At 35.3% G+C, this 22,942-nt stretch carries 27 protein-coding genes; 24 read left to right on the forward strand and 3 right to left on the reverse strand.

Features of this window, described 5'->3' with window-relative positions; genetic code table 11:
* Positions 1-19: 19 nt before the first annotated feature.
* A complete protein-coding gene (locus tag CWR45_RS00405) occupies positions 20-1,381 on the reverse strand; it encodes an aldehyde dehydrogenase (protein WP_115747958.1) in 1,362 nt (453 codons plus the stop codon).
* Positions 1,382-1,406: 25 nt separating this feature from the next.
* Positions 1,407-2,333: a ribonuclease Z gene (rnz, locus tag CWR45_RS00410; RefSeq protein ID WP_115747819.1), complete on the reverse strand. Its 927-nt coding sequence runs from the start codon at positions 2,331-2,333 to the stop codon at positions 1,407-1,409.
* Between the two features lie 342 nt (positions 2,334-2,675).
* On the opposite strand from rnz, the gene CWR45_RS00415 reads away from it, so the two are divergent.
* The 21 genes from CWR45_RS00415 to CWR45_RS00515 all read left to right on the forward strand — a co-directional run bounded on the left by CWR45_RS00415 (position 2,676) and on the right by CWR45_RS00515 (position 20,274).
* Complete coding sequence (locus CWR45_RS00415) at positions 2,676-3,008, forward strand: iron-sulfur cluster biosynthesis family protein (RefSeq protein ID WP_115747820.1); 333 nt, start codon at positions 2,676-2,678, stop codon at positions 3,006-3,008.
* Between the two features lie 95 nt (positions 3,009-3,103).
* On the forward strand, positions 3,104-3,649 hold the full coding sequence (locus CWR45_RS00420) for an NUDIX hydrolase (RefSeq protein WP_115747821.1): 546 nt from the start codon (positions 3,104-3,106) through the stop codon (positions 3,647-3,649).
* 4 nt (positions 3,650-3,653) lie between these two features.
* Complete coding sequence (locus CWR45_RS00425; protein WP_245975301.1) at positions 3,654-4,814, forward strand: endonuclease Q family protein; 1,161 nt, start codon at positions 3,654-3,656, stop codon at positions 4,812-4,814.
* Between the two features lie 101 nt (positions 4,815-4,915).
* Complete coding sequence (gene spoIIM / locus CWR45_RS00430; protein ID WP_115747822.1) at positions 4,916-5,551, forward strand: stage II sporulation protein M; 636 nt, start codon at positions 4,916-4,918, stop codon at positions 5,549-5,551.
* 110 nt (positions 5,552-5,661) lie between these two features.
* Positions 5,662-6,120, forward strand: a complete 459-nt coding sequence (gene fur / locus CWR45_RS00435) for a ferric iron uptake transcriptional regulator (RefSeq protein WP_115747823.1) — start codon at positions 5,662-5,664, stop codon at positions 6,118-6,120.
* Between the two features lie 194 nt (positions 6,121-6,314).
* Complete coding sequence (locus tag CWR45_RS00440; RefSeq protein ID WP_115747824.1) at positions 6,315-6,521, forward strand: YqzK family protein; 207 nt, start codon at positions 6,315-6,317, stop codon at positions 6,519-6,521.
* A 5-nt stretch (positions 6,522-6,526) separates the two neighbouring features.
* Positions 6,527-7,417, forward strand: a complete 891-nt coding sequence (gene xerD / locus CWR45_RS00445; protein WP_115747825.1) for a site-specific tyrosine recombinase XerD — start codon at positions 6,527-6,529, stop codon at positions 7,415-7,417.
* 64 nt (positions 7,418-7,481) lie between these two features.
* The gene (gene deoB / locus CWR45_RS00450; protein WP_115747826.1) at positions 7,482-8,660 is read left to right on the forward strand and encodes a phosphopentomutase; all 1,179 of its coding nucleotides are present in this window, start codon (positions 7,482-7,484) and stop codon (positions 8,658-8,660) included.
* Positions 8,661-8,674: 14 nt separating this feature from the next.
* Entirely contained in the window at positions 8,675-9,496 is an 822-nt protein-coding gene (locus CWR45_RS00455; protein ID WP_115747827.1) for a purine-nucleoside phosphorylase, read from the forward strand.
* 20 nt (positions 9,497-9,516) lie between these two features.
* Positions 9,517-10,821, forward strand: coding sequence for a pyrimidine-nucleoside phosphorylase (locus CWR45_RS00460; protein WP_115747828.1), 1,305 nt, complete (start codon positions 9,517-9,519; stop codon positions 10,819-10,821).
* Positions 10,822-10,941: 120 nt separating this feature from the next.
* Positions 10,942-12,129: a D-alanyl-D-alanine carboxypeptidase family protein gene (locus CWR45_RS00465; RefSeq protein WP_115747829.1), complete on the forward strand. Its 1,188-nt coding sequence runs from the start codon at positions 10,942-10,944 to the stop codon at positions 12,127-12,129.
* Positions 12,130-12,320: 191 nt separating this feature from the next.
* Positions 12,321-12,674, forward strand: a complete 354-nt coding sequence (gene spoIIAA / locus CWR45_RS00470) for an anti-sigma F factor antagonist (protein WP_115747830.1) — start codon at positions 12,321-12,323, stop codon at positions 12,672-12,674.
* On the forward strand, positions 12,671-13,111 hold the full coding sequence (gene spoIIAB / locus CWR45_RS00475; RefSeq protein WP_115747831.1) for an anti-sigma F factor: 441 nt from the start codon (positions 12,671-12,673) through the stop codon (positions 13,109-13,111). The genes spoIIAA and spoIIAB overlap by 4 nt, the downstream gene beginning before the upstream one ends.
* An 11-nt stretch (positions 13,112-13,122) precedes the next feature.
* Positions 13,123-13,878 carry an RNA polymerase sporulation sigma factor SigF gene (sigF, locus tag CWR45_RS00480; RefSeq protein ID WP_115747832.1) on the forward strand — a complete coding sequence of 252 codons (756 nt, stop codon included), beginning with the start codon at positions 13,123-13,125 and terminating at the stop codon, positions 13,876-13,878.
* A 637-nt stretch (positions 13,879-14,515) separates the two neighbouring features.
* Positions 14,516-15,136 (forward strand): stage V sporulation protein AA, encoded by a 621-nt coding sequence (locus CWR45_RS00485; protein WP_115747833.1) that lies wholly within the window; start codon positions 14,516-14,518, stop codon positions 15,134-15,136.
* Complete coding sequence (locus tag CWR45_RS00490) at positions 15,114-15,542, forward strand: stage V sporulation protein AB (protein WP_115747834.1); 429 nt, start codon at positions 15,114-15,116, stop codon at positions 15,540-15,542. The genes CWR45_RS00485 and CWR45_RS00490 overlap by 23 nt, the downstream gene beginning before the upstream one ends.
* Positions 15,543-15,566: 24 nt before the next feature.
* Positions 15,567-17,048, forward strand: coding sequence for a spore germination protein (locus CWR45_RS00495; protein ID WP_115747835.1), 1,482 nt, complete (start codon positions 15,567-15,569; stop codon positions 17,046-17,048).
* 169 nt (positions 17,049-17,217) lie between these two features.
* Entirely contained in the window at positions 17,218-18,525 is a 1,308-nt protein-coding gene (lysA, locus tag CWR45_RS00500) for a diaminopimelate decarboxylase (RefSeq protein ID WP_115747836.1), read from the forward strand.
* A gap of 96 nt (positions 18,526-18,621) precedes the next feature.
* Entirely contained in the window at positions 18,622-19,059 is a 438-nt protein-coding gene (locus CWR45_RS00505) for a peptidylprolyl isomerase (protein WP_115747837.1), read from the forward strand.
* Between the two features lie 121 nt (positions 19,060-19,180).
* Positions 19,181-19,648: a M50 family metallopeptidase gene (locus CWR45_RS00510; protein ID WP_115747838.1), complete on the forward strand. Its 468-nt coding sequence runs from the start codon at positions 19,181-19,183 to the stop codon at positions 19,646-19,648.
* 251 nt (positions 19,649-19,899) lie between these two features.
* The gene (locus CWR45_RS00515; protein ID WP_115747839.1) at positions 19,900-20,274 is read left to right on the forward strand and encodes a GNAT family N-acetyltransferase; all 375 of its coding nucleotides are present in this window, start codon (positions 19,900-19,902) and stop codon (positions 20,272-20,274) included.
* 42 nt (positions 20,275-20,316) lie between these two features.
* On the opposite strand, the gene CWR45_RS00520 is transcribed toward CWR45_RS00515, so the two are convergent.
* Positions 20,317-20,403: a YjcZ family sporulation protein gene (locus tag CWR45_RS00520; RefSeq protein ID WP_115747840.1), complete on the reverse strand. Its 87-nt coding sequence runs from the start codon at positions 20,401-20,403 to the stop codon at positions 20,317-20,319.
* 147 nt (positions 20,404-20,550) lie between these two features.
* Here CWR45_RS00520 and CWR45_RS00525 point away from each other — a divergent pair, with 147 nt between their 5' ends.
* The 3 genes from CWR45_RS00525 to CWR45_RS00535 all read left to right on the forward strand — a co-directional run bounded on the left by CWR45_RS00525 (position 20,551) and on the right by CWR45_RS00535 (position 22,843).
* Complete coding sequence (locus CWR45_RS00525) at positions 20,551-21,285, forward strand: segregation/condensation protein A (RefSeq protein ID WP_115747841.1); 735 nt, start codon at positions 20,551-20,553, stop codon at positions 21,283-21,285.
* Positions 21,286-21,287: 2 nt separating this feature from the next.
* The gene (scpB, locus tag CWR45_RS00530; RefSeq protein WP_115747842.1) at positions 21,288-21,893 is read left to right on the forward strand and encodes an SMC-Scp complex subunit ScpB; all 606 of its coding nucleotides are present in this window, start codon (positions 21,288-21,290) and stop codon (positions 21,891-21,893) included.
* Between the two features lie 89 nt (positions 21,894-21,982).
* Entirely contained in the window at positions 21,983-22,843 is an 861-nt protein-coding gene (locus tag CWR45_RS00535) for a superoxide dismutase (protein WP_115747843.1), read from the forward strand.
* Positions 22,844-22,942 lie beyond the last annotated feature (99 nt).

Below are 22,942 nucleotides of genomic sequence, written 5' to 3' on the forward strand. Positions count from 1 at the left end.
TCTTGTAAGCTTCTACAACTTATTTCATAATTTTCTGTGCGATAGTTTCACTGATTTTTCCACCAGGATATCGGAAAGGTACATCAAATTTAGTTGTTTGTTTTAAGATACTTTTATGATGAGAGAATGTGTCAAAACTAAATTTACCGTGATAAGATCCCATTCCACTTGCACCAACACCACCAAATGGAAGATGTGGGTTTGCAAGATGATAGAGGCTATCATTTATCGATCCGCCACCAAATGATAAATATTCAACCACTTGTTGCTGGGTCTTATCATCCTCACCAAAGTAATAAAGTGCGAGTGGTTTATCTCCTCTTTTTATTTTAAATAGGGCTTCATCTAAGTTGGTAAACATTACTATTGGTAGAATAGGACCAAAGATCTCATCCTTCATTACATCATCATCCCATGTTACTTTATCTAAAATCGTTGGTTCAATGAGTAATTCTTCCTTATCAACATTTCCCCCATGAACAATATTTTCCTCATTTAAAAACATTTCAAGTCGTTCAAAATGCTTGGTATTAATAATTCGAGAATAATCTTTGTTTTTCAATGGGTCCTTACCATATAATGATTTAATCTGTTTAATCATTGCCTTTAACAGTCTGAACTTTACTTTTTCATGGACAATAACGTAATCTGGAGCTACACAGGTTTGACCCGCATTTGTAAATTTACCCCAAACAATTCGTTTCGCTGCTAAGTTAATATTTGCATCTTGATCAACGATAGCAGGACTTTTCCCACCTAATTCTAACGTTACAGGTGTCAAATGATTACTAGCTGCTTTCATGATTATTTTTCCAACATGTTTACTTCCTGTAAAGAAAATATAATCAAATGGATAGGTTAATAATTCAGTTGTCTTTTCTTTTCCACCTTCGATTACAGTGAAGAAAGAGCTGTCAAAGTAAGACTTAACCATTTCTGCCAATAAATATGAAGTGGAGTTTGCTAGTTCCGATGGTTTCAGTATGACGCAATTACCGGCAGCGATGGCACCGATAACAGGTGCTAGTGCTAGCTGTAATGGATAATTCCACGGAGAGATAACTAGAACTACACCATATGGTTCTTTGAGAATGTAACTTTTTGAACCTTTATGCGTTAATGGGGAAGCTACTTTGTCAGGAGCCATCCAGTAACGTAAATTTTTTATTGCAAAATCAATTTCAGTGTAAAGGAAACCCAATTCTGTCGTAAAAGCTTCATGCTTAGACTTATTTAGATCCATTTTTAATGATAAGTATATTTTCGTTTCATTGTCTTTTAACATTTGCTTTAAATTTTCTAATTGTTTTTTACGAAATTCATAATCAACAGTATTTCCATTTAGGAAATATGCTTGCTGATCCGTGAATGTTTCTTTCATTTGTTCCAATGAAATCTCTCCTCTATTATGCTTTATGTTCAATAGTAAGTTTATAAAAATCAGCTGCGATGCTAGTGTTTGGGAAAATTTCACATGCTTCTTTAAGTAATTGCTGTGAATCATCATCTTGATAACGTGAAGAGATATGAGTTAAGACTAGTTGTGATACATTGCCCGTCTTAGCAAGATTAGCAGCTTGTGTAGTAGTGGAATGGTAATAATCAGCTGCCATTTCGGACTTATCATCTTCAAATGTTGCTTCATGAACGAGGACATCCGAATTTTTGATAAAACCGTGATGTTCTTCATGATAACGTGTATCACCTAGGATACTTACTACTCGACCTTTTTTAGAAGGTCCGATAAAATCTTTCTGATTCAGGTTTTTACCGTCCTCAGTTTGAATCATAGCATTTTCTTTTATTTGTTTATAGATTGGACCTGGCATGATGCCGTTATCCATTAATTTTTGTACTAGTAGCTCTCCAATCTTATCCTTCTCAATGATACGAAAACCATAGCTAGGTATTACATGATCCAGCTTTTTTGCAAATACTTGAAAATTTTCTTCTTCGATTATTTTACCTTCATCTATTTCTACGATTGAAAGGGGGTACGCCAAATGAGAACAGCTGAGTCGTAAACTTGTTTCAATATATTCTTTGATCCCAACAGGTCCATATACTGTCAGTAAATCGTCGCCACCTTGAAAAGAACGACTACTCAATAGTCCAGGTAGTCCAAAAATATGGTCACCATGTAGGTGTGTAATAAATATTTTGTTTATTTTTCTAGGTTTAATTGATGTTCTTAATATTTGATGCTGTGTTGCTTCCCCGCAATCAAATAACCATATATGATTAATTTCTTGTAATAAAGATAAGGCAATTGCCGATACATTCCTTTCCTTCGAAGGGAGACCTGCACCTGTGCCAAGAAAAGTTAACTCCATTATTCATCCTCCAACAGTTAATACTTGCTTCATTTATGAAGGCTAGTTTCTGATTTTTTCCGATATATTGTGATGTAACTCAGGATAGCTTAATACTATTATATCAAATTTAACCTTATTTCTATCAATCTAATACAATCTTGCCCGAAATGGATGCAATTAATCTTTTTGTGACTAACATTCAAGCAAGTACTTCTCATTATCGTATAGAAAGCTGTATTTATTGATCCACTTTAATTTAACAATAAAGTACATATTCAACAGCTAAATGTCAATTGGTTTAGCTATTGGCTTTAAAAGTGTATAATAAAGGGGAAATAGTTTCAATAAGGGGGTACTTCCATGGAATTAACGATTACAAAAGAAGCGGAAGATACAATTAAAGAAATGAATACAGATAATCTAAGTTCATTATTGCTTTGGTATGATACAGTCGGTTGCGGATGTGGTGTCAATGGTTTGCCAACTTTCCGATTAATTGATGATATTAAGCCACATTATCAAAAGGTGGATAATGGTAGTTTTTCAACTTACATTTCCGAACAACAGGCCGTTTTCTTTGCTAAATCAATGAAATTGGACTATAAAAACGGTACTTTCAAGTTATCCAGTCCTGAAGGGATGCTAAATCCTTTCATTGCTGCTAGTAGCATAGTCGATACAGATTTTAAGTAGGAGGGTTGGAGGGTTAATCCTAAGATTAATCCTCCTGCTGCTTTTGATAATATGAATATTTTATAAAGTCCATACAATGAATTGGAGGAATACATATGAAAAAATTTGAAGAGACAACTATAAAAAGCGAACAAATTTTTACAGGAAAAGTAATTCAATTGCATGTCGATCAAGTTAGATTGCCAAATGGGGAAACATCTACTCGCGAAATTATTAAACATCCAGGAGCAGTAGCTGTTATACCTATAACAAAAGATAATAAAATCGTGTTTGTTGAACAATATCGTAAACCTTTAGAAAAATCACTCGTTGAAATACCAGCTGGTAAGTTAGAGGATGGGGAAAACCCTGAAACAGCAGCAATAAGAGAATTAGAAGAAGAAACTGGGTATACTACAAATGAGTTATCCTTTGTAACTTCTTTTTATACTTCTCCAGGTTTTGCAGACGAATTAATTACGATCTATATAACCGATACAATCGAAAAATTGACAGAACATGTCGCTGGTGATGATGACGAATTTGTTGAGATTATTGAACTAACATTGGATGAAGCAAAACAGTATGTCGAGGATGGCCGTATTCAAGATGCGAAAACCAATTATGCGATTCTCTATTTACACGCACTAGAAAGAAGGTAATCGATTGAATTCATATTTTGCCGATATGCATATCCATATTGGGCGTGATATGTATAATAAGCCAGTAAAAATTACAGCGTCAAAGACCTTAACATTAACTAATATCCTAGTCGAATCAAGTAGGAATAAAGGAATCGATTTGATAGGTATTATTGATTGCCACGCTCCAGCTGTACAACAAGAAATTATCCAGCTGATTAATCAAAAAAAAGCCTATGAGTTAAAGGATGGTGGAATCCGTTTTGAGAACGTAACCTTGTTGCTAGGATCAGAAATAGAAGTATATGATGCAAATTGTAAAGGTCCAATCCATGTTCTCTGCTATTTTCCGACGCTAGCAAATATTGCTTATTTTTCAGAATGGTTAACGACTAGGATGAAAAATATAACCCTAAGCTCACAACGTTATTATGGAACTGCTAAGGATCTTCAATATAAAGTGAAGGAATTAGACGGTATTTTTATCCCCGCACATATATTTACACCGTTTAAAAGTTTGTATGGACGAGGAGTAACACGAACTCTACAAGAAGTGTTTGACCCTGATTTAATCGATGGGGTAGAGCTTGGCCTTAGCTCTGACACATCAATGGCAGATCAGATAAGTGAGCTTCATGATTATACATTTGTTACGAATTCAGACGCACATTCATTAGCAAAGATCGCCCGGGAATACCAAGAGCTAAATATGGACGAGCCTTCATTTAAGGAATTTAATCTTGCTTTACATGGAGTAGCTGGTAGAGGAGTTAAACAAAATTATGGAATGAATCCTCTTCTAGGCAAGTACCACCAAACCGTTTGTAATAATTGCTTGGAGCAGGTATCGTTAGAAACAACGGAATGCCCGAATTGCGGATCAGCGAAAATTATTAAAGGAGTGTCCGATCGAATTCAAGAATTAAAGGATACCAATCTGAAGGTGGGGCACCGTCCTAATTATTTATATCAGGTTCCACTGGAGTATTTACCAAAACTAGGACCAAAGACATTTGAGAAATTACTAGAACGGTTTGGTACTGAGATGAATGTGATCCATTATGCCACTTACGAGCAATTAATCGATGTGGTTTCTGAAAAACTAGCACGCTCTATTATTGATATGAGAGAAAGTAAATTGAAAATAAATGCTGGCGGTGGCGGGAAATACGGTACTATCTCATAGTTAATCTTTTTTTTTAGCAAATAAAAATAGATTTTTAGTATTATTGCACGGAATTCTTCATAGTTTTAACTATAGTGTTATTTCTTGAATGGGGGATTCCGATGAATAATAATCGAATATTACTATTAAATCACGTAAAAGAAAATGCCATTATTTATCTTTTTATGATGATACTATTTTTAACAGGTATCGTTTTTGGTGCAATTATCGTGAATAGCATGAATTTTGTTCAGAAACAGGATTTGTTTTTTTATTTAGAACGTTTTTTTGGAGAAATCGTGAATGAGCAATCAATTGACCATATCACAATTTTAAAACAAAGCTTCTTCTATCATATTAAATATTTGTTGTTATTGTTTATCCTTGGCTTATCTGTAGTGGGATTACCTATTGTCTGGATATTATTATACATAAAGGGGCTTGTCATTGGTTTCTCTGTTGGTTTTATTGTCAATCAACTTGGCTTTAAAGGATTATTGCTTGCTGCACTGTCAATTGCACCGCAAAATATACTTATAATCCCTATTTATATAATTGCTGGTACATTATCAATGGTTTTCTCATTAACATTAATTAATAAATTGTTTTCACGCAGAAATTCACAAACAATATTCCAGCCGTTTAGTCGTTATGTGGTCATCTTTACTATGCTCATCGTAGCTTCTTTCGTGGCTGCTTTGGTTGAAGCATTTGTTTCCAATGCCGCAATGGAGACTTTAATTAAATCATTTTACTAATAATAAAACTTATATTATAATTATTATAAATATAAACTAAATATATATATTTTTTGACACGTGTTTCATAGGTGCATATAATAAAGAAGGATATGAGGAGGCGACCTACTATGGAACATCGGATAGAGCGCATAAAAAAACAGCTCCATTCGGAGAGCTATAAATTAACTCCACAAAGAGAAGCTACATTACGTGTTTTACTAGAGCGTGAGGAAGATCATCTTAGTGCTGAAGACGTATATTTACTAGTTAAAGAAAAATCACCCGAGATTGGATTAGCGACAGTATATCGTACACTAGAATTACTTTCTGAATTGAAGATTGTGGACAAAATAAATTTTGGTGACGGTGTATCTCGCTATGATCTAAGAAAAGAAGGGGCAAAACATTTCCATCACCACTTAGTTTGTATTGAATGTGGTTCTGTTGAAGAAATTGTAAATGACTTATTAGAAGATGTAGAAAAAATTGTACAAAGTGAATGGGGGTTTGAGGTACAGGATCATCGGCTTACCTTCCATGGAATTTGTAAACAATGTCAATTAGCAGCTGTAAAAGCTACGCAATAAGTGTTTTCAAGTATGCCTTTTTCCGCTGAGGAAGAGGCTTTTTGATTTTTGAAAATAGAAATATGAAGGCGTAGTCCCTTATTTGATAACCTAAATAATCCGACTGATTACTATTCTATTAATCCAGATGTATATTGTTTAACTTTTTTGGCATATCTTTAAATAGGATACTATTTTATAAGGAGAGTTGCCAATTGAAGCGATTGCTTTGGGATACAATCAAGGTATTTATTATATTTATTGCATGTACATGTTTGTTTTATTTTGGATTGCGAATGCTGTCTACGGAATATGACAATTATCATCGCTATGATCCACCAGAAGGGCCTTCTGTTAAAGTCTTTAATACTGAACAGACTTTAATTGATCGATTGGACTTATTTTTTCGATTAGGAGAGTAGAAGAAATGTTAAAAGATGCTAAAGAAGATTATTTTCACTTTTTACAAATAGAAAGAGGGCTGTCTGAAAATACGCTGACGTCGTATCAACGAGATCTGGATGATTATATACAGTATGTTGAGAAAGTAAGTGAGAAATCAGACTGGAATTCTGTTGCTAGAAATGATATTATTGGCTATCTCTATGTGCTAAAGGATAATGGGAAGTCGACTGCAACCATTTCTCGTCATGTTTCCTCGATACGCTCGTTTCACCAGTTTTTGATTCGTGAACAACTTGTCACACAAGATGCAAGTTTACATATAGAAACACCGAAAAAGGAAAGAAAACTACCAGATATACTTTCTCAAGAGGAAGTTGAAGCAATACTTTCAGTGAATGATCAGTCTTTACTAGGTATACGTAATAAAGCAATGTTAGAGTTACTTTATGCAACAGGATTGCGTGTTTCTGAATTGATAACATTAAAGGTAAGTGATTTGCACCTATCCATGGGTTTTGTCCAATGTTATGGAAAAGGATCGAAGGAGCGAATTGTACCGATTGGAGATGTCGCAATAAAAGCAGTTGACCACTATCTCCAACATGCAAGGGGAAAAATTTTGAAACAAAACAAGGAAACGATTTTATTTGTGAATCAGCATGGACGACCACTAACTCGCCAAGGATTTTGGAAAATACTTAAAAAGGTGACAAAGGATGGTGGAATTGAAAAGTCCATAACACCGCATACGTTACGTCATTCATTCGCAACACATCTATTAGAGAATGGTGCGGATTTAAGGGTTGTTCAAGAACTGCTAGGACATGTTGATATTTCAACCACTCAAATATACACCCATGTTTCAAAAACTAGATTAAAAGATATGTATAAAGCTTTTCATCCTCGCGCGTAATTTCAATCATTTAAAACATAGATTCACGCGAATTTGGTAAGATATAAGTTAGGAGGGCTATTAAATGACAAATTTTAAACGCGTTTTTTTAGTTGTATTGGACTCTGTAGGCATTGGTGAAGCACCTGATGCAGCAAAATTTAATGATGCCGGTTCAGATACGTTAGGGCATATTGCCGAACGAATGAATGGTTTACATATGCCGAATATGAGCATGCTTGGCTTAAGTAATATTAAAAAGATCAAGGGGATTGACAGTACTCGGTCACCAAAAGCACATTACACAAAAATGCAAGAAGCTTCAAATGGAAAAGATACAATGACAGGGCATTGGGAGATTATGGGTCTAAACATCCAGGAACCATTCCAAACATTTCCAAATGGTTTTCCCCCTGAACTAATAGAAGAATTAGAAGCAAAAACAGGAAGGAAAGTTATTGGAAATAAACCTGCGTCAGGAACAGCAATTATTGAAGAGCTTGGAGAAGAGCATATGAAGACAGGAGCGATGATTGTCTATACATCAGCAGACCCTGTGTTGCAAATTGCTGCACATGAAGAGATTATTCCAATTGAAGAACAGTATCGTATTTGTGAAATTGCTAGGGAATTAACATTGGACGAGAAATATAAGGTCGGTCGTATAATTGCCCGCCCATTTATTGGTAAACCTGGTGCATTTGAAAGAACATCTAATCGTCATGACTATGCATTAAAACCATTTAATCGTACTGTGATGAATGAATTAAAAGATAGTCAGTATGATGTTATTGCTTTAGGTAAAATCTCGGATATTTATGATGGTGAAGGTATTACCGAAGCAGTACGCACCGTGGATAATGATGATGGTATGACGAAATTAATAGCGTCACTTAAGCAGGAGTTTACTGGAATTAGTTTCTTAAATTTAGTCGATTTTGATGCAAAATATGGTCATCGTCGTGATCCTGAGGGCTATGGAAAAGCTTTAGAGGAATTTGATGTGAGACTTTCTGAAGTATTTCCTTTACTGCAAGATGATGACTTGTTAATAATAACAGCAGACCATGGGAATGATCCAACCTATCACGGCACAGATCATACACGTGAATATGTACCATTACTCATTCATCATAAACAAATTTCAAAAGGTAAAGAATTACCTATAAGAGACACATTCGCAGACATTGGCGCTACAATTGCAGATAATTTTGATGTAAAGATGCCAGCATATGGGACAAGCTTTTTATCAGATATTAAGTAAGGGAGAATAGAAATATGAATCAAGCTACAATTAAAGAGGCAAGTAAATATATCGAAAATAAATATACGGGTAAACCAACGATTGGTTTAATTTTGGGTTCTGGTTTAGGTGTGCTCGCTGACCAAATCGAGAATCCTGTTACAATTGAATATAAAGATATCCCCCATTTCCCTGAATCAACTGTAGCAGGTCATAAAGGGCAATTGGTTATCGGTACTTTAGAAGGAAAACAAGTTATCGCGATGCAAGGGAGATTCCATTATTATGAAGGCTACACAATGGAACAAGTAACATTTCCAGTTCGTGTAATGAAACAATTAGGAATTGAATCTCTTATCGTTACGAATGCTGCTGGAGGAATCAACACAAACTTTAATCCTGGAGATTTAATGCTTATTACTGATCATCTAAATAATATGGGAACGAACCCATTAATCGGAAAGAATGATGACGGGCTTGGTGAAAGATTCCCTGATATGTCTAGGTGCTATGACAAAACATATATTGAGCATGCAGAACAATGTGCAAACGAACTTAGTTTATCGATCCAAAAAGGAGTTTACGTAGGAAATACTGGACCAACGTATGAAACACCCGCAGAGATAAAAATGTTAAGAATTTTAGGTGGAGATGCTGTTGGTATGTCTACTGTTCCTGAAGTAATTGTCGCTAACCATGCGAAGATTCGTGTACTAGGAATTTCATGTATCTCTAATATGGCTGCAGGGATTTTAGATCAACCATTAACACATACAGAAGTAATTGATACGACAAATAAAGTGAGAGAAGACTTCCTCCAATTTATTAAAAAAGTAATCCATACACTACCACAATAATTTGAAAGCTGGTGATAGACTTGAGAATGTATGACATTATCGAGAAAAAGCGTGACGGCAATGAATTAACTAATGAGGAAATTCAATTTTTCATTAATGGTTACACTGCAGAAGAAATACCAGATTATCAAGTAAGTGCATTGTTAATGGCAATATTTTTTCAAGGAATGACTGCGAAGGAACGAGCAAATTTAACGAAAGCAATGGTAGAGTCTGGTGATCAAATCGACTTATCGGCAATTAATGGAATAAAAGTAGATAAACATTCTACAGGAGGTGTCGGGGATACAACGACATTAGTTTTAGCACCTTTAGTTGCATCACTTGGTGTACCAGTAGCAAAGATGAGCGGTAAAGGCCTAGGCCACACAGGAGGGACAATCGATAAATTAGAATCTGTACCTGGATTCCATGTTGAAATAACAAACGATGAATTTGTTCGATTAGTAAATGAAAATAAAGTTGCCGTTATCGGACAATCAGGGAATCTGACACCGGCTGATAAGAAACTATATAGCTTACGAGATGTAACAGCGACCGTGAACTCCATCCCACTTATTGCAAGTTCGATTATGAGTAAAAAGATTGCGGCTGGTGCTGATGCAATCGTTCTCGATGTAAAAACGGGTGAAGGCGCATTTATGAAAAAGCTTGAAGATTCCAAGGAATTGGCGAAAGCAATGGTATCTATCGGTAATCAGGTGGGACGAAATACTGTGGCAATTATTTCCGATATGAATCAACCGCTTGGATTTGCAATTGGTAATGCATTAGAAATTAAGGAAGCAATCGATACACTTCAAGGAAAAGGTCCTGAAGATTTAACGGAGATTTGTCTCACTTTAGGTAGCCAAATGGTCGTATTAGGCGGTATGGCGGCAAATGTAGACGAAGCAAGAGCAAAATTGCTTGAAAATCTTAATAATGGAAAAGCATTGGAACAATTTAAAGTATTTCTTCAAGCGCAAGGCGGGGATTCGACGGTTGTTGATGAGCCAAGTCGATTACCAGAGGCAGCTTTTAAAGTGGAATTACCAGCAAGATCCTCTGGGACTGTTGAGTCTATCATTGCTAATGAACTCGGTACAGCAGCGATGCTTTTAGGAGCTGGACGTGCAACGAAGGAATCAGAGATTGATCTTGCTGTTGGAATCGTTTTGAACAAAAAGATTGGTGACGAAGTTTCTGAAGGGGAATCACTATTGACAATCCATGCCAATAGTAAAGAACTCGATCAAATTAAGGAAAAATTATACGAAAGTATAGTTATCACAACCAAATCAGTTAAGGCACCAAACTTAATCTATGATACGATAACAGAATAAGAACTTAAGAAGCACGTCCTAATAATTAGGGCGTGCTTTAAATTTCTTCCTCGAAAATCGAGTATAATTTACCAAACTCTTGGCAAGCCTAATGTTATATCGATTGTTGGAGGTAACCCTATGAAAAAGTACATACTAATTGTTACAATGATATTTTCAATTTCCGCTATTTTTCCATCTATTTCAGTTTTGGCAGAGGAAAAGCCTGCAGACGAAACATCAGAAGGACTAAATCTCGCACCAGATTCTAAATCCGCGATTTTAATTGAAAGAGATACAGGGAAGCTTCTATTTGATAAAAATGCACATGAAAAACTTCCACCTGCAAGTATGACGAAAATAATGACATTACTTTTAATTATGGAAGCCCTTGAACAAGGAAATCTGAAACTTGAAGAAACGATTCGTGTTAGTGAACATGCAGCATCCATGGGTGGATCACAAATCTTCCTTGAAGCAGGAGAAGAAATGTCGGTAGATGATCTCTTAAAGGGGGTTGCAATTGCTTCTGGAAATGATGCGAGTGTTGCATTAGCTGAAAGAATAGCAGGCAGTGAAGAAGCATTTGTGAAAAAAATGAATGATAAAGTAAAGGAACTTAAGCTTGAAAATACGAAGTTTCAAAACACAACTGGATTACCCGCTGATGATCATTACAGCACTGCATATGATATGGCAGTCATGGCGAAAGAGTTATTAAAATATGAAACAATTACAAACTATACTTCTATTTATGAAGATTATTTAAGAAAAGGTAAAGAGAATGAATTTTGGTTAGTAAATACAAATAAACTAGTTCGTTTTTATCCTGGTGTGGATGGTTTAAAAACAGGATTTACTAGTGAAGCAATGTATTGTTTAACTGCGACTGCTGAAAAAGATGGAATGCGTGTGATAGCTGTAGTTATGGGGGCAAAAACACCTAAGGAACGGAATTCAACAGTATCTGCTATGCTTGATTATGCGTTTAATAGCTACGAAACGAATAAGCTGTTTGAAAAAAATGAAAAGATTATGGATTTAAAATTATTGAAAGCAGACAAAAATAATATTAAAGTTGTAACATCAGAATCGATTAGTACCTTACATACAAAAGGGGAATCGGTAGAAAATATTACATCTGAGGTTGTACTTGATAAAAATATCAGGTTACCGATCAATATTGGCGATCAAGTTGGCAAGTTAATTGTAAAAAATGGAGATAAAAAAATTCTTGAATCTCCTCTAACAGTGGATGAAAATATTGGAAAAGCATCCTACTTCACATTATTAAAAAGATCAGTACAAGCGATTGTTAAAGCTAATTAATTCATTTGCAAACTAAGGCTTTGCCATGCCATTATGCTAAAGTCCTTGTACTTATGCCATGAGAAAGTTTTTTTACTTTCTTATTTGCCAAGAATTTCGTCGAAATGCTTCTTCTTTTGTCATAGAGCAGGAATCTACCCATATAATCGAGAAATGTAGTATATAGCGTCTAAATGCGAGGAGGAATAGTTATGGGACTTCACTCAATGTTTGATGTAAAAGAAGATGTATTAATTGTTAGGCTTGCCGGCGAGCTCGATCACCACGAAGCAGAGCACCTACGAGATAGCTGGAAGGATATGATATATTCAAATTCGATTAAACATGTTATCTTAAATCTTGAAAATGTTAGCTTTATGGATAGTTCCGGCCTAGGCGTTATATTAGGGAGATATAAAGAAGTACTGCAGCTTGGTGGAGAAATGGTTGTATGCTCTATTTCACCTTCGATCAAACGTTTGTTTGAAATGTCAGGACTCTTTAAAATTGTTCGTTTAGAGGAGAATGAAGCTTTTGCACTAGAAACACTGGGGGTGGCTTCATGAAAAATCAAATGAAAATAGAGTTTTCTAGCATTAGTGAAAATGAAGCTTTCGCACGGGTTACAGTAGCAGCCTTTATTTCCCAGCTGGATCCAACAATGGATGAATTAACAGAAATAAAAACGGTCGTTTCTGAAGTGGTAACGAATGCTATTATTCACGGCTATAATAATGAAGGGCACCATAAAATTTACATTTCTTGTACCATTGAAAATGGAGAAATTGAACTTAGCATCAAAGACAATGGGATAGGAATCGCTAATATAGACAGAGCAATGGAACCTTTATACACGTCAAAACCGGATTTAGAACGATCTGGTATGGGATTTACAATTATTGAAAATTTCATGGACTCGGTTGTTGTTACGTCCACTCCTGAAAAGGGAACAACCGTAAACATGACAAAGCAACTCATTAACAGTAAAACGGTTTATAATTAGGGATATTGCCAATGGATGTAAATGTAAAAAATAATAAGCGTAAAGCAACCTTATCGGACGAACAGGTGAAGGATTATATATATAAAAGTCAGCAAGGGGACAAGTTGGCCAGAGATATATTAGTTGAAAATAATATTCGATTGGTTTGGTCTGTTGTACAGCGTTTTATTAATCGTGGCTATGATCCGGATGATTTATTTCAGATTGGTAGTATTGGTCTGATAAAATCAATTGATAAATTCGATTTATCATATGATGTTCGTTTTTCTACGTATGCCGTGCCAATGATTATTGGTGAAATCCAACGTTTTATCAGAGATGATGGAAGTGTGAAGGTTAGCCGGTCATTGAAGGAGATTGGCAATAAAATCCGAAGAAAAAAGGATGAATTGACGAAGCAGCTAGGAAGAACGCCAACGATCAATGAGCTTGCACAAGCCCTTGAAATACCTCCAGAGGATATCGTACTAGCGCAAGAAGCAGCTAAAACCCCGCACTCAATCCATGAGACAGTATTTGAGAATGATGGCGATCCTATAACATTATTAGATCAAATTGCAGATCAGGACACGAAATGGTTTGATAAATTTAACTTAGAAGAAGCAATTAAAAACTTAAACGATCGTGAACGATTGATTATCTACTTACGTTATTACAAAGACCAAACCCAAACAGAAGTAGCAGAAAGACTTGGAATCTCACAAGTACAAGTATCGCGCTTAGAGAAAAAGATATTACATGACATGAAAATAAATATGGATCCTTAAATATTTCTAGAAACTAAACAGATCATTACAAATTGTAATGATCTGTTTTTCTATAAACTCTATTTTCCAGATGATTTATTCATGAAATGTTGATATAAACTGCGAACTAGTTAGGTGCTTCTAGCCAACCGCTCCGAAAATACACTTCGCTTTCCGCGGGGGGCTGGTGAGCCATCTTGTGCTAACGCACTTCGAAGTCTCACCTAAGCCCTTCCTCCCGCAGGAGTCTTCGTGTATTTTCTACGCTAGTATTGTGCAATACTACTGTCATCATTTTATTTATGATATAAGACGAGCGGATAATTCCTCTATCATGGCCGTTGATTGCAGCGGGGGACAGAAGACTCCCTGAAAAAAACGATTCTCATCGTGTGATGTAACGATGTCGAAGCCTTCCTTGTCCCGTGGGAATAGCAACGGCTGAAGATTCATCGGAAGTGGTCTTCTTCCGAAGGAGCAGACCGGGTCACCCTCCGGATGCGTGACTGTCCGCGGCGGAAATCAACGTAGCTCATAGTTCGCAGTTTATCTAAATACCGATTACTTAAATCAAGATTTCAAGATAAAGCTTGGATAAATAATCAATTCTCGCCAATACTATAAAAGCAAAAAGTTACTAATAGAAGGTGATAGCTCAATGACAACCATTGTTTATTTACGAATGAAGAAAAATATTGATTTTAGTGAAATGCAGGAAGTCCAGTTAAAGCATATTGCCTATGTTAGCTCAACAGAACCATTATTAAACAAGAAACTTGAAAATACCCCAATCTATCGTATTACGAAGAAGGATAAAAACATCGTCGTTATGGACAGTTTTTTAATTATCGATCACTTAACAAATATATTTGAAGCAATAGAAATTCAATTGATAGGTCATTCACAAACCATTATTAGAGTAGTTCCAAAAAAGAAGCCTATCAACATATTCTTTGTTTCTGTCGTCTGGATAATCTTGTTTATCGGAACAGCAATGACAATCATGAATTTCCATTATGATGTTAGTATGCAGGAAGTGCAGCAGAAGCTTCACTATTTATTAACAGGGGAGCAGAATCAATACCCACTATGGATTCAAATTCCATATTCATTAGGATTAGGTATTGGTACTCTTTTGTTTTTTAATCATTGGTTTAATAAACGATTTAATGAAGAACCTAGTCCACTCGAAGTAGAAATTTATAAATATCAACAAGACCTCGATAACTATTTGAATCAATATGAAAATAAATTAAATGATACAAACCCTACTAATTAATTTTTTACAAGTGCTTATTGGATTCAGTGGAGGTCTTGCAGTTGGTGGTGGGTTTGTTGCGTTTATTACCGTATTAGGGATTATTCCAAGATTAATTCAACTAACAAAAACAGAGAAATTAGTAAAAATGTACGGTGGATGTGTCATTATCGGCCTACTGATTGGGACTTATTTTTCATTCGCAGACATTATATTAAATCAATCAATTATCATTTTAATTCTTTGGGGTTTATTTCATGGAATATTTAATGGGCTACTTGCAGCGGCGCTAACAGAAGTGTTAAATGTTTTTCCAATCATTTCGAAACGAATTAAAATGGAAAGACATTTATTAATTTTACTAATGGCCATTGTGTTTGGAAAGATAATCGGCTCATTATTTCAATGGACAATATTCGTTAAATAGGAAGAAAGAGTGGTGTAAAGCATTATGGGGTTTGCAAACACAAAACATCCGGTTTCAGCTAAACTAATTGAAAATCAACAATATTTGAAAGAACACCTTGGAATTGGTCTCTCATTCGATGTTGGATTTCGTGAAATAATTATCTTGAAAAAAAAGGTCCAGCTCTACTATGTAACTGGACTTTGTGATTCGATTGTATTTCAGGAGATTTTAAAAGTATTAATCCAGATAAATGATTTCGAGAGTAATGTTAAGAAAATTCCTGAAATTATACATAATCGATTGGTCCATCAGCAAGTAACAGAGGTTCAATCAATGGATGAAGTAGTTGATCAGCTTCTTTCTGGCTTAATTATCGTCTTTATTGATGGAGAAAAGTATGCCTATGTTGTTGATGTACGAAGCTATCCTGGCAGGACACCACAAGAACCAGATACAGAAAAGGTAATTCGAGGTTCAAGGGATGGATACACCGAGAATATTATCCAAAACACTGCACTAACACGGCGAAGATTACGCGATGAACGATTACGGTTAGAAATGATGAAGATTGGTGAACGATCGAAAACGGATGTCTGTATCAGTTATTTACAAGATATTGCTGATGATGGGCTAGTGGAACTTATTAAAGAAAAGCTAGGTTCAATCGAAATTGATGGAATAACGATGACGGATAAAACAATAGAAGAATATTTTATTGAGAATAAATGGAATAATTATCCTCTCGTTAGATATACCGAACGACCGGATGTTGCAGCAAGTCATTTATTAGAAGGGCATGTCATCGTTATTGTCGATACCTCACCCAGCGTCATGATTCTACCTGTAACCTTCTTTCATCATCTACAGCATGCAGAGGAATATCGTCAGGCACCGATTGTAGGAACGTTTATTCGCTTTATCCGGTTTATGGCCGTACTTGCATCATTGTATTTAATGCCGTTTTGGTTGTTGTTAGTAATCGATCCATCGTTACTGCCAAAGCAATTATCATTTATTGGACCTAATGAAGTTGGAAATATCCCCATCTTTGTCCAAATAATTGTCGCAGGTCTTGGAGTTGAGTTTTTACGAATGGCAGCGATTCATACACCAACACCATTATCAACATCAATGGGTCTAATTGCAGCAGTGTTAATTGGACAAATTGCAATTGATGTAGGGTTCCTAAGCTCAGAGGTAATCCTCTATACATCTGTAAGTGCGATTGGTTCCTATGTGACACCGAGTTATGAACTTAGTATTGCGAATAAGTTAGTAAGTTTCGCATTAGTAATTGTGGTTGGCGTCTTCGGAATAACTGGGTTTATTATTGGAGTTGTCGCTCATTTATTATATCTCATTCACTTAAAATCAATAAAAGTACCTTATATGTGGCCGTTTATCCCATTCAATGGTAAAGCGATTTTACATGTTATTTTCAGAATTCCTGTTCCATATACAAATACAAGACCAAGTTTTGTGCATCCTAAAAATGTGTATCGTCAGCCGATTAAGAAGAGCTAACATTGTGTTAGCTCTTTCGTTTTTTACTTTCCTATGGTAAAGTAATTTCCATAGGTTTTGCGAATACAAATGCTTCATAGGCCTAACTTGTGACCAAATATGAAAGTAGCGAGGTACTTAGTTTTACGTTTTACTTTAATCAGTTTACTGTAAAGAAAAGGGGATAATTATGCTAATAAACCATCATCCATTCAAAGTAAATCAACATGGACATTTAGAAATTGGTGGGATAGATACAACAATGCTTGCTGAAAAATATGGAACGCCACTATATGTATATGATGTTGCGATGATTCGAAATAATGCAAGAACCTTTGTACATACTTTTAAAGAATTAGGTGTAAAAGCAAAAGTAGCATATGCAAGTAAAGCTTTCTCCACAATCGCGATGCTTCAAGTTGCTAAACAAGAGAATCTATATTTAGACGTCGTTTCAGAAGGAGAATTATATACGGCTTTGCAGGCTGATTTCCCTACTGAAAAAATTCATTTGCATGGAAATAATAAGAGTATTGAAGAGTTGACAATGGCGATTGAACATAACATTGGCTGTATTGTAGTCGATAATTTCCACGAAATTGACCTACTTACAAGAATACTTCAAGAAAATAATAAAAAAATAGATGTATTAATGCGTGTTACTCCTGGGGTTGAATCACATACTCATGATTATATTATGACTGGTAATGAAGATTCTAAATTTGGATTTAATCTTCAGAATGGTCAAGCAGAATCAGCATTTAAACAACTGTATCAGCATGAATCAATCCAATTGAAAGGATTACATTGTCACATTGGATCACAAATCTTTGAGACGGAAGGTTTTATCCTCGCAACTGATATATTGTTTAATACGTTAGCAAATTGGAAAGAAAATTATGATTATATACCAAGTGTTTTGAATCTAGGTGGAGGATACGGTATCCGATACACCGCGGAAGATACACCACTGCCATACGATAAATATGTTAAGGATCTTGTAAAGGCTGTTGAGCATCGTGTGGGTGAACTTGACATTGCGATGCCTGAAATCTGGTTAGAACCTGGTCGCTCAATAGTTGGGGAAGCAGGAATAACGTTATACACGATAGGATCGATGAAGGAAATACCTGGTGTTCGTAATTATATTTCTATTGATGGTGGAATGGCAGATAATATTAGACCTGCACTATACCAAGCTAAATATGATGCAGTCATCGCAAATCGAGCAAACAAACCAGCTACAAATGAAGTAACAATAGCTGGAAAAGCCTGTGAATCTGGTGACCAGCTCATTAAGGATTTACCTGTTCCGGAAGTAGAATCTGGTGATATACTCGCAGTATTCTCAACTGGAGCGTATGGTTATTCGATGGCAAGTCACTATAATCGCTTTGCGAATCCTGCAGTAGTTTTTGTTGAAAACAAAAAAGACAAGCTAGTAGTAAGAAGAGAAACATATGAAGATATTGTTCGTAATGATTTGTCCTATGAATAAACAATCAAGGCATTTAAGTTGAATTCTTTCAAATAAATTTATTAAGTGGTAGAATATAAAAGGTTCAATAATATTATTTTTTGAGGAGATGTAATAATGGCTAAAAAAGGATATATCATTATGGAAAATGGCGAGAAAATCGAATTAGAATTTTTCCCAAATGAAGCTCCAAATACAGTAGCAAATTTTGAGAAATTGGCAAATAGTGGATTTTATGATGGGGTAGTATTCCACCGTGTTATTCCTGGGTTCGTAAGTCAAGGCGGAGACCCAACTGGTACTGGTATGGGTGGCAGTGGGACAACGATTAAATGTGAAACAGAAGGTAATCCTCACAAGCACGTAGCAGGCAGCTTATCAATGGCACATGCAGGGAAGGATACCGGTTCAAGTCAGTTCTTTATCGTTCATGAGCCACAACCACATTTAAATGGTGTTCATACTGTTTTTGGAATTGTTACATCTGGATTAGAAACAGCTTTAGCAATGCAAAACGGAGATGTAATGAAGGAAGTTAAGGTTTTCGAAGCGTAATATACAATCCTTGTAATTTAGTAGTTAAGAGAGCAGAAAGCTTTCTTCCTAAATAAGTATAACTTGGTTGTCACTGAAGACAAAAGTAACAACCAAGTTTCTAATAAATAGGGTGTTAGTAATGGATATTTCATTATTATTAGTTTTGATATTGATTATAGTTCCATCTAGCACCCTAATTCATGAAATCGGTCATGCTTTAGCTGCTAGAATGGTTCAAGCCGAGTCTATTGTTCTATCAATTGGAAGAGGAAAGCATCTGCTTCAATTTAATTTTGAACGGCTACAGTTATCTATTTATGCTATTTTTTTTATGGATGGTCTTACGTCAAGTAGCAGAGCTAAGCCATACAGCAAGAGTGAGTTATTATGGATTACTGCACTAGGCCCGATTTTTAATGGGATAACAGCTTTGCTATTATTAATTGTCCTTTATTTGTACCCAAATGATTTTATACGTCTATATTTTTGGTATAATATTTGGTTAGGGATTGTTAATTTAATTCCTTTTAAATATAAGGATAAACATACAGATGGTTATATACTTTATAAGCTAATAACGGAAAAACTTCCACCTAACTTATATTAGGTATGGTTCCTTATTAATTCGTACATAATGGTAATATTATTATAAAAACCCGAGTAATTAGTAAATTGAACTTAAACAAATAGTATATACTCTTTTCATAAGTTATGATATTATCAATTACAATGAAATCTTTTTATATAACAGATATGGAAGAAGATATTTACTTCTAATGTGACGAATAACAACGGATAAAGTCTAACATAAGTTTACATTTTCTATTCATGATAAGTTTTTTATTAAGAGGGGTATCTATGCTAATTCGTTATAAAAAAAATCTAGAAAAGATTGCAATGGGATTATTGTCTTTCATGCCGGATGAAAAAAAAGACGTTAAAAAATTGTTGCAAACGATTAAAGAATATGAAACCAACGACGACTGGCATCTCTATTTATGGAAAGAAGAGGATGTCTTAGGTGCGATTGGAGTTAAGGTAGAGAATGATAATCAAGTTATTATTCAACATCTATCCGTTACACCATCACATCGTAATTTAGGGATCGGTAAACATATGGTACATGACATAAGAAAACAATATCAGGATAAATACACAGTAAGTGCTACAGATGAAATACAGGGTTTCTATGATAAGTCTGAAGATATTAGTGATCAAGTCGATGAACAGTGAAAAACCAGCCCGATTATTTATAGGGCTGGTTTTTGAGTTCGACTAACAATACCAAGAAGCACCAACAATAATTAAAAGAATGAACAATACAACGATTAGCGCGAATCCTCCACCATAACTACCACTCATGATGAAATTCCTCCTTTTTCTTCTTTACATAAATGTTTTATGGTAACATTTATCTTACGTTAATAATTTATGATGGTAGCTGTCTCGATGTATAGGCGTTTGTGACATATTTACATAATTAACTAAAGGACGAGGTGTGTAAAAGACATGAATCAATATCAAGTTGAATTAGATGTATTTGAAGGTCCGCTTGATTTATTACTACATTTAATTAATCAACAAGAAATTGATATATACGATATTCCAATGGCAGCTATTACAAAACAGTATATGGAGTTTATCCATACGATGCAGAAATTTGAGTTAAATATCGCTAGTGAGTACCTCGTAATGGCGGCAACGCTTGTGGAGATAAAAAGCCAGATGTTACTACCGAACCAAACGATTGATGATGAAGCGGAAGAATATATGGAAGACCCAAGAGAAGAATTGATCGGGAGATTGATTGAATATAGGAAGTATAAAGATGCTGCTCAGAAACTAAAAGAGAAAGAAATAGAAGCGAATCAAATTTTCACACGACCTCCGACATTGTTCGATGTGTTAGAGAATTCGAAGCAGCCGGTAACAAAAGGAGAGGTATCTGTTTACGATATGCTGACTGCACTCGGCAAGATGTTTGAACGAAAGAAATGGAATGAGCCATTGGATACAAAAATAGAACGGGCAGAAATTCCGATCCAAAAGCGAATGGAAGAAATCGTACAAGCCGTTAAACAGAATAAGAACGGAACTGCTTTTGATCAGCTATTTCCATATCCTTCACGAGCCCATGTTGTCGTGACATTTATTGCTATATTGGAATTAATGAAAAATAAGGATGTTTACTGTAAACAAACGAAACATTTTGATACACTTTTTGTATTTTATATGGAGGAATAACATTGGAAATTGGTGAAGTAAAAGCAATTATAGAAGGATTATTATTTGCAAGTGGCGATGAAGGAATTAACATCAAACAAATAAGTAAAATTATCGAAATTCAAGAATCGACTGCAATTCATATTATCGAGGAATTAAAATATGATTATGAACATTCCAATCGCGGGATGATGATCATGCAATCTCATGATATCTTTCATTTAACGACAAAACCAGAACATAGCAACTATTTCAAGAAGTTATTAGACATTCCGAAGCAAACCCGTATGTCACAGGCAGCTCTGGAAACTCTTGCAATTATCGCATACCGGCAACCAATTACAAAAACGGAGATGGAAGAAATTCGCGGGGTAAATAGTGATCGTGCGGTACAAACATTACTTGCTAGATCTCTAATAGAAGAACTTGGTAGAAAAGATGCCGTTGGTAAACCAATCTTGTTTGGAACAAGTAAAGATTTTCTCACCTATTTTGGTTTAACCTCCTTGGAAGAGTTACCAGCACTTCCAGATACAGCGAACACGGAAGAGATGACACAGGAAGCAGATTTATTTTTTGAGCGATTTGGTGATGAGTTTGAACTAAGCGGCAATCAAGAAGTGGAATAGAATATATTTGCTTAAAATCCTTACATGTAAAAATGTAAGGATTTTTCACATTTTATTGCTATGGGCATATGATTTAGAGGGGTGATAAGATGGATAACAGTCAATCATATTTGCAAGAACTAAACAGATGGGCAGATGAAACGAAGAAAACACTAGAAAATACAAATCTTCCAGAAAATGAAAACTGGATAGAAACTATTACTGATTGGAAGGCAAGCGTAATCCGTTATTTAGAACAAGGGGAAGAAATCATGACGGAGGACCTTCAAGTCTTGCAGGATCAAGGTCAAAGAATCTTAAATTCGATGGTTAATTATTACCAAATGGACAGTGTCCCTTATGGGAAGCACCAATTACCGCCTCTTCCATATGCCTATAATGCACTTGAACCATATATAAGCGAAGAAATCATGCACCTGCATCATGATATCCATCATAAGGCGTATGTTGAAGGACTAAATAAAGCTGAGAAAGCATTATATTTAAATTTGAAGGATAAGAATATAATTAAACATTGGCTAAGGGAACAAGCATTTAATGGCTCCGGTCATAATTTACACACGATATTTTGGTTCAATATGACACCTAATTCTACCAAGTATCCAATTAAAGAAATTAAGCATCAACTGGACAAAGATTTCGGGTCTTGGGAAAAATTTAGAGAACTTTTTACAAATGTTGCAAGTTCCGTAGAAGGTGTAGGTTGGGCTGTATTACTTTGGAATCCAAGAAGCGGAAAACTAGGAGTGCAATCTATTGAAAAACATCAACTTTTCCAGCTTGCAGATTCAATACCTTTACTTGTCCTTGATATGTGGGAGCATGCATATTATTTACAATATAAAACAGACAAAGCTTCGTATATTAAAAATTGGTGGAATATAGTGAATTGGGAGGATGTAAATAATCGTTTTGTAGAAGCAAAAAATGTGAAATGGAAGCTGTATTAGCTCCTTGGCACTTAGGAGCGCATTGTTTATTTTATAGCTAGGTTACCCGCAGATTACGTCTAATTGAATAAATAATTCATAACCGATATTATCCTGCAT

It is taken from the genome of Oceanobacillus chungangensis (assembly GCF_003369565.1).
Lineage (GTDB): Bacteria > Bacillota > Bacilli > Bacillales > Amphibacillaceae > Oceanobacillus > Oceanobacillus chungangensis.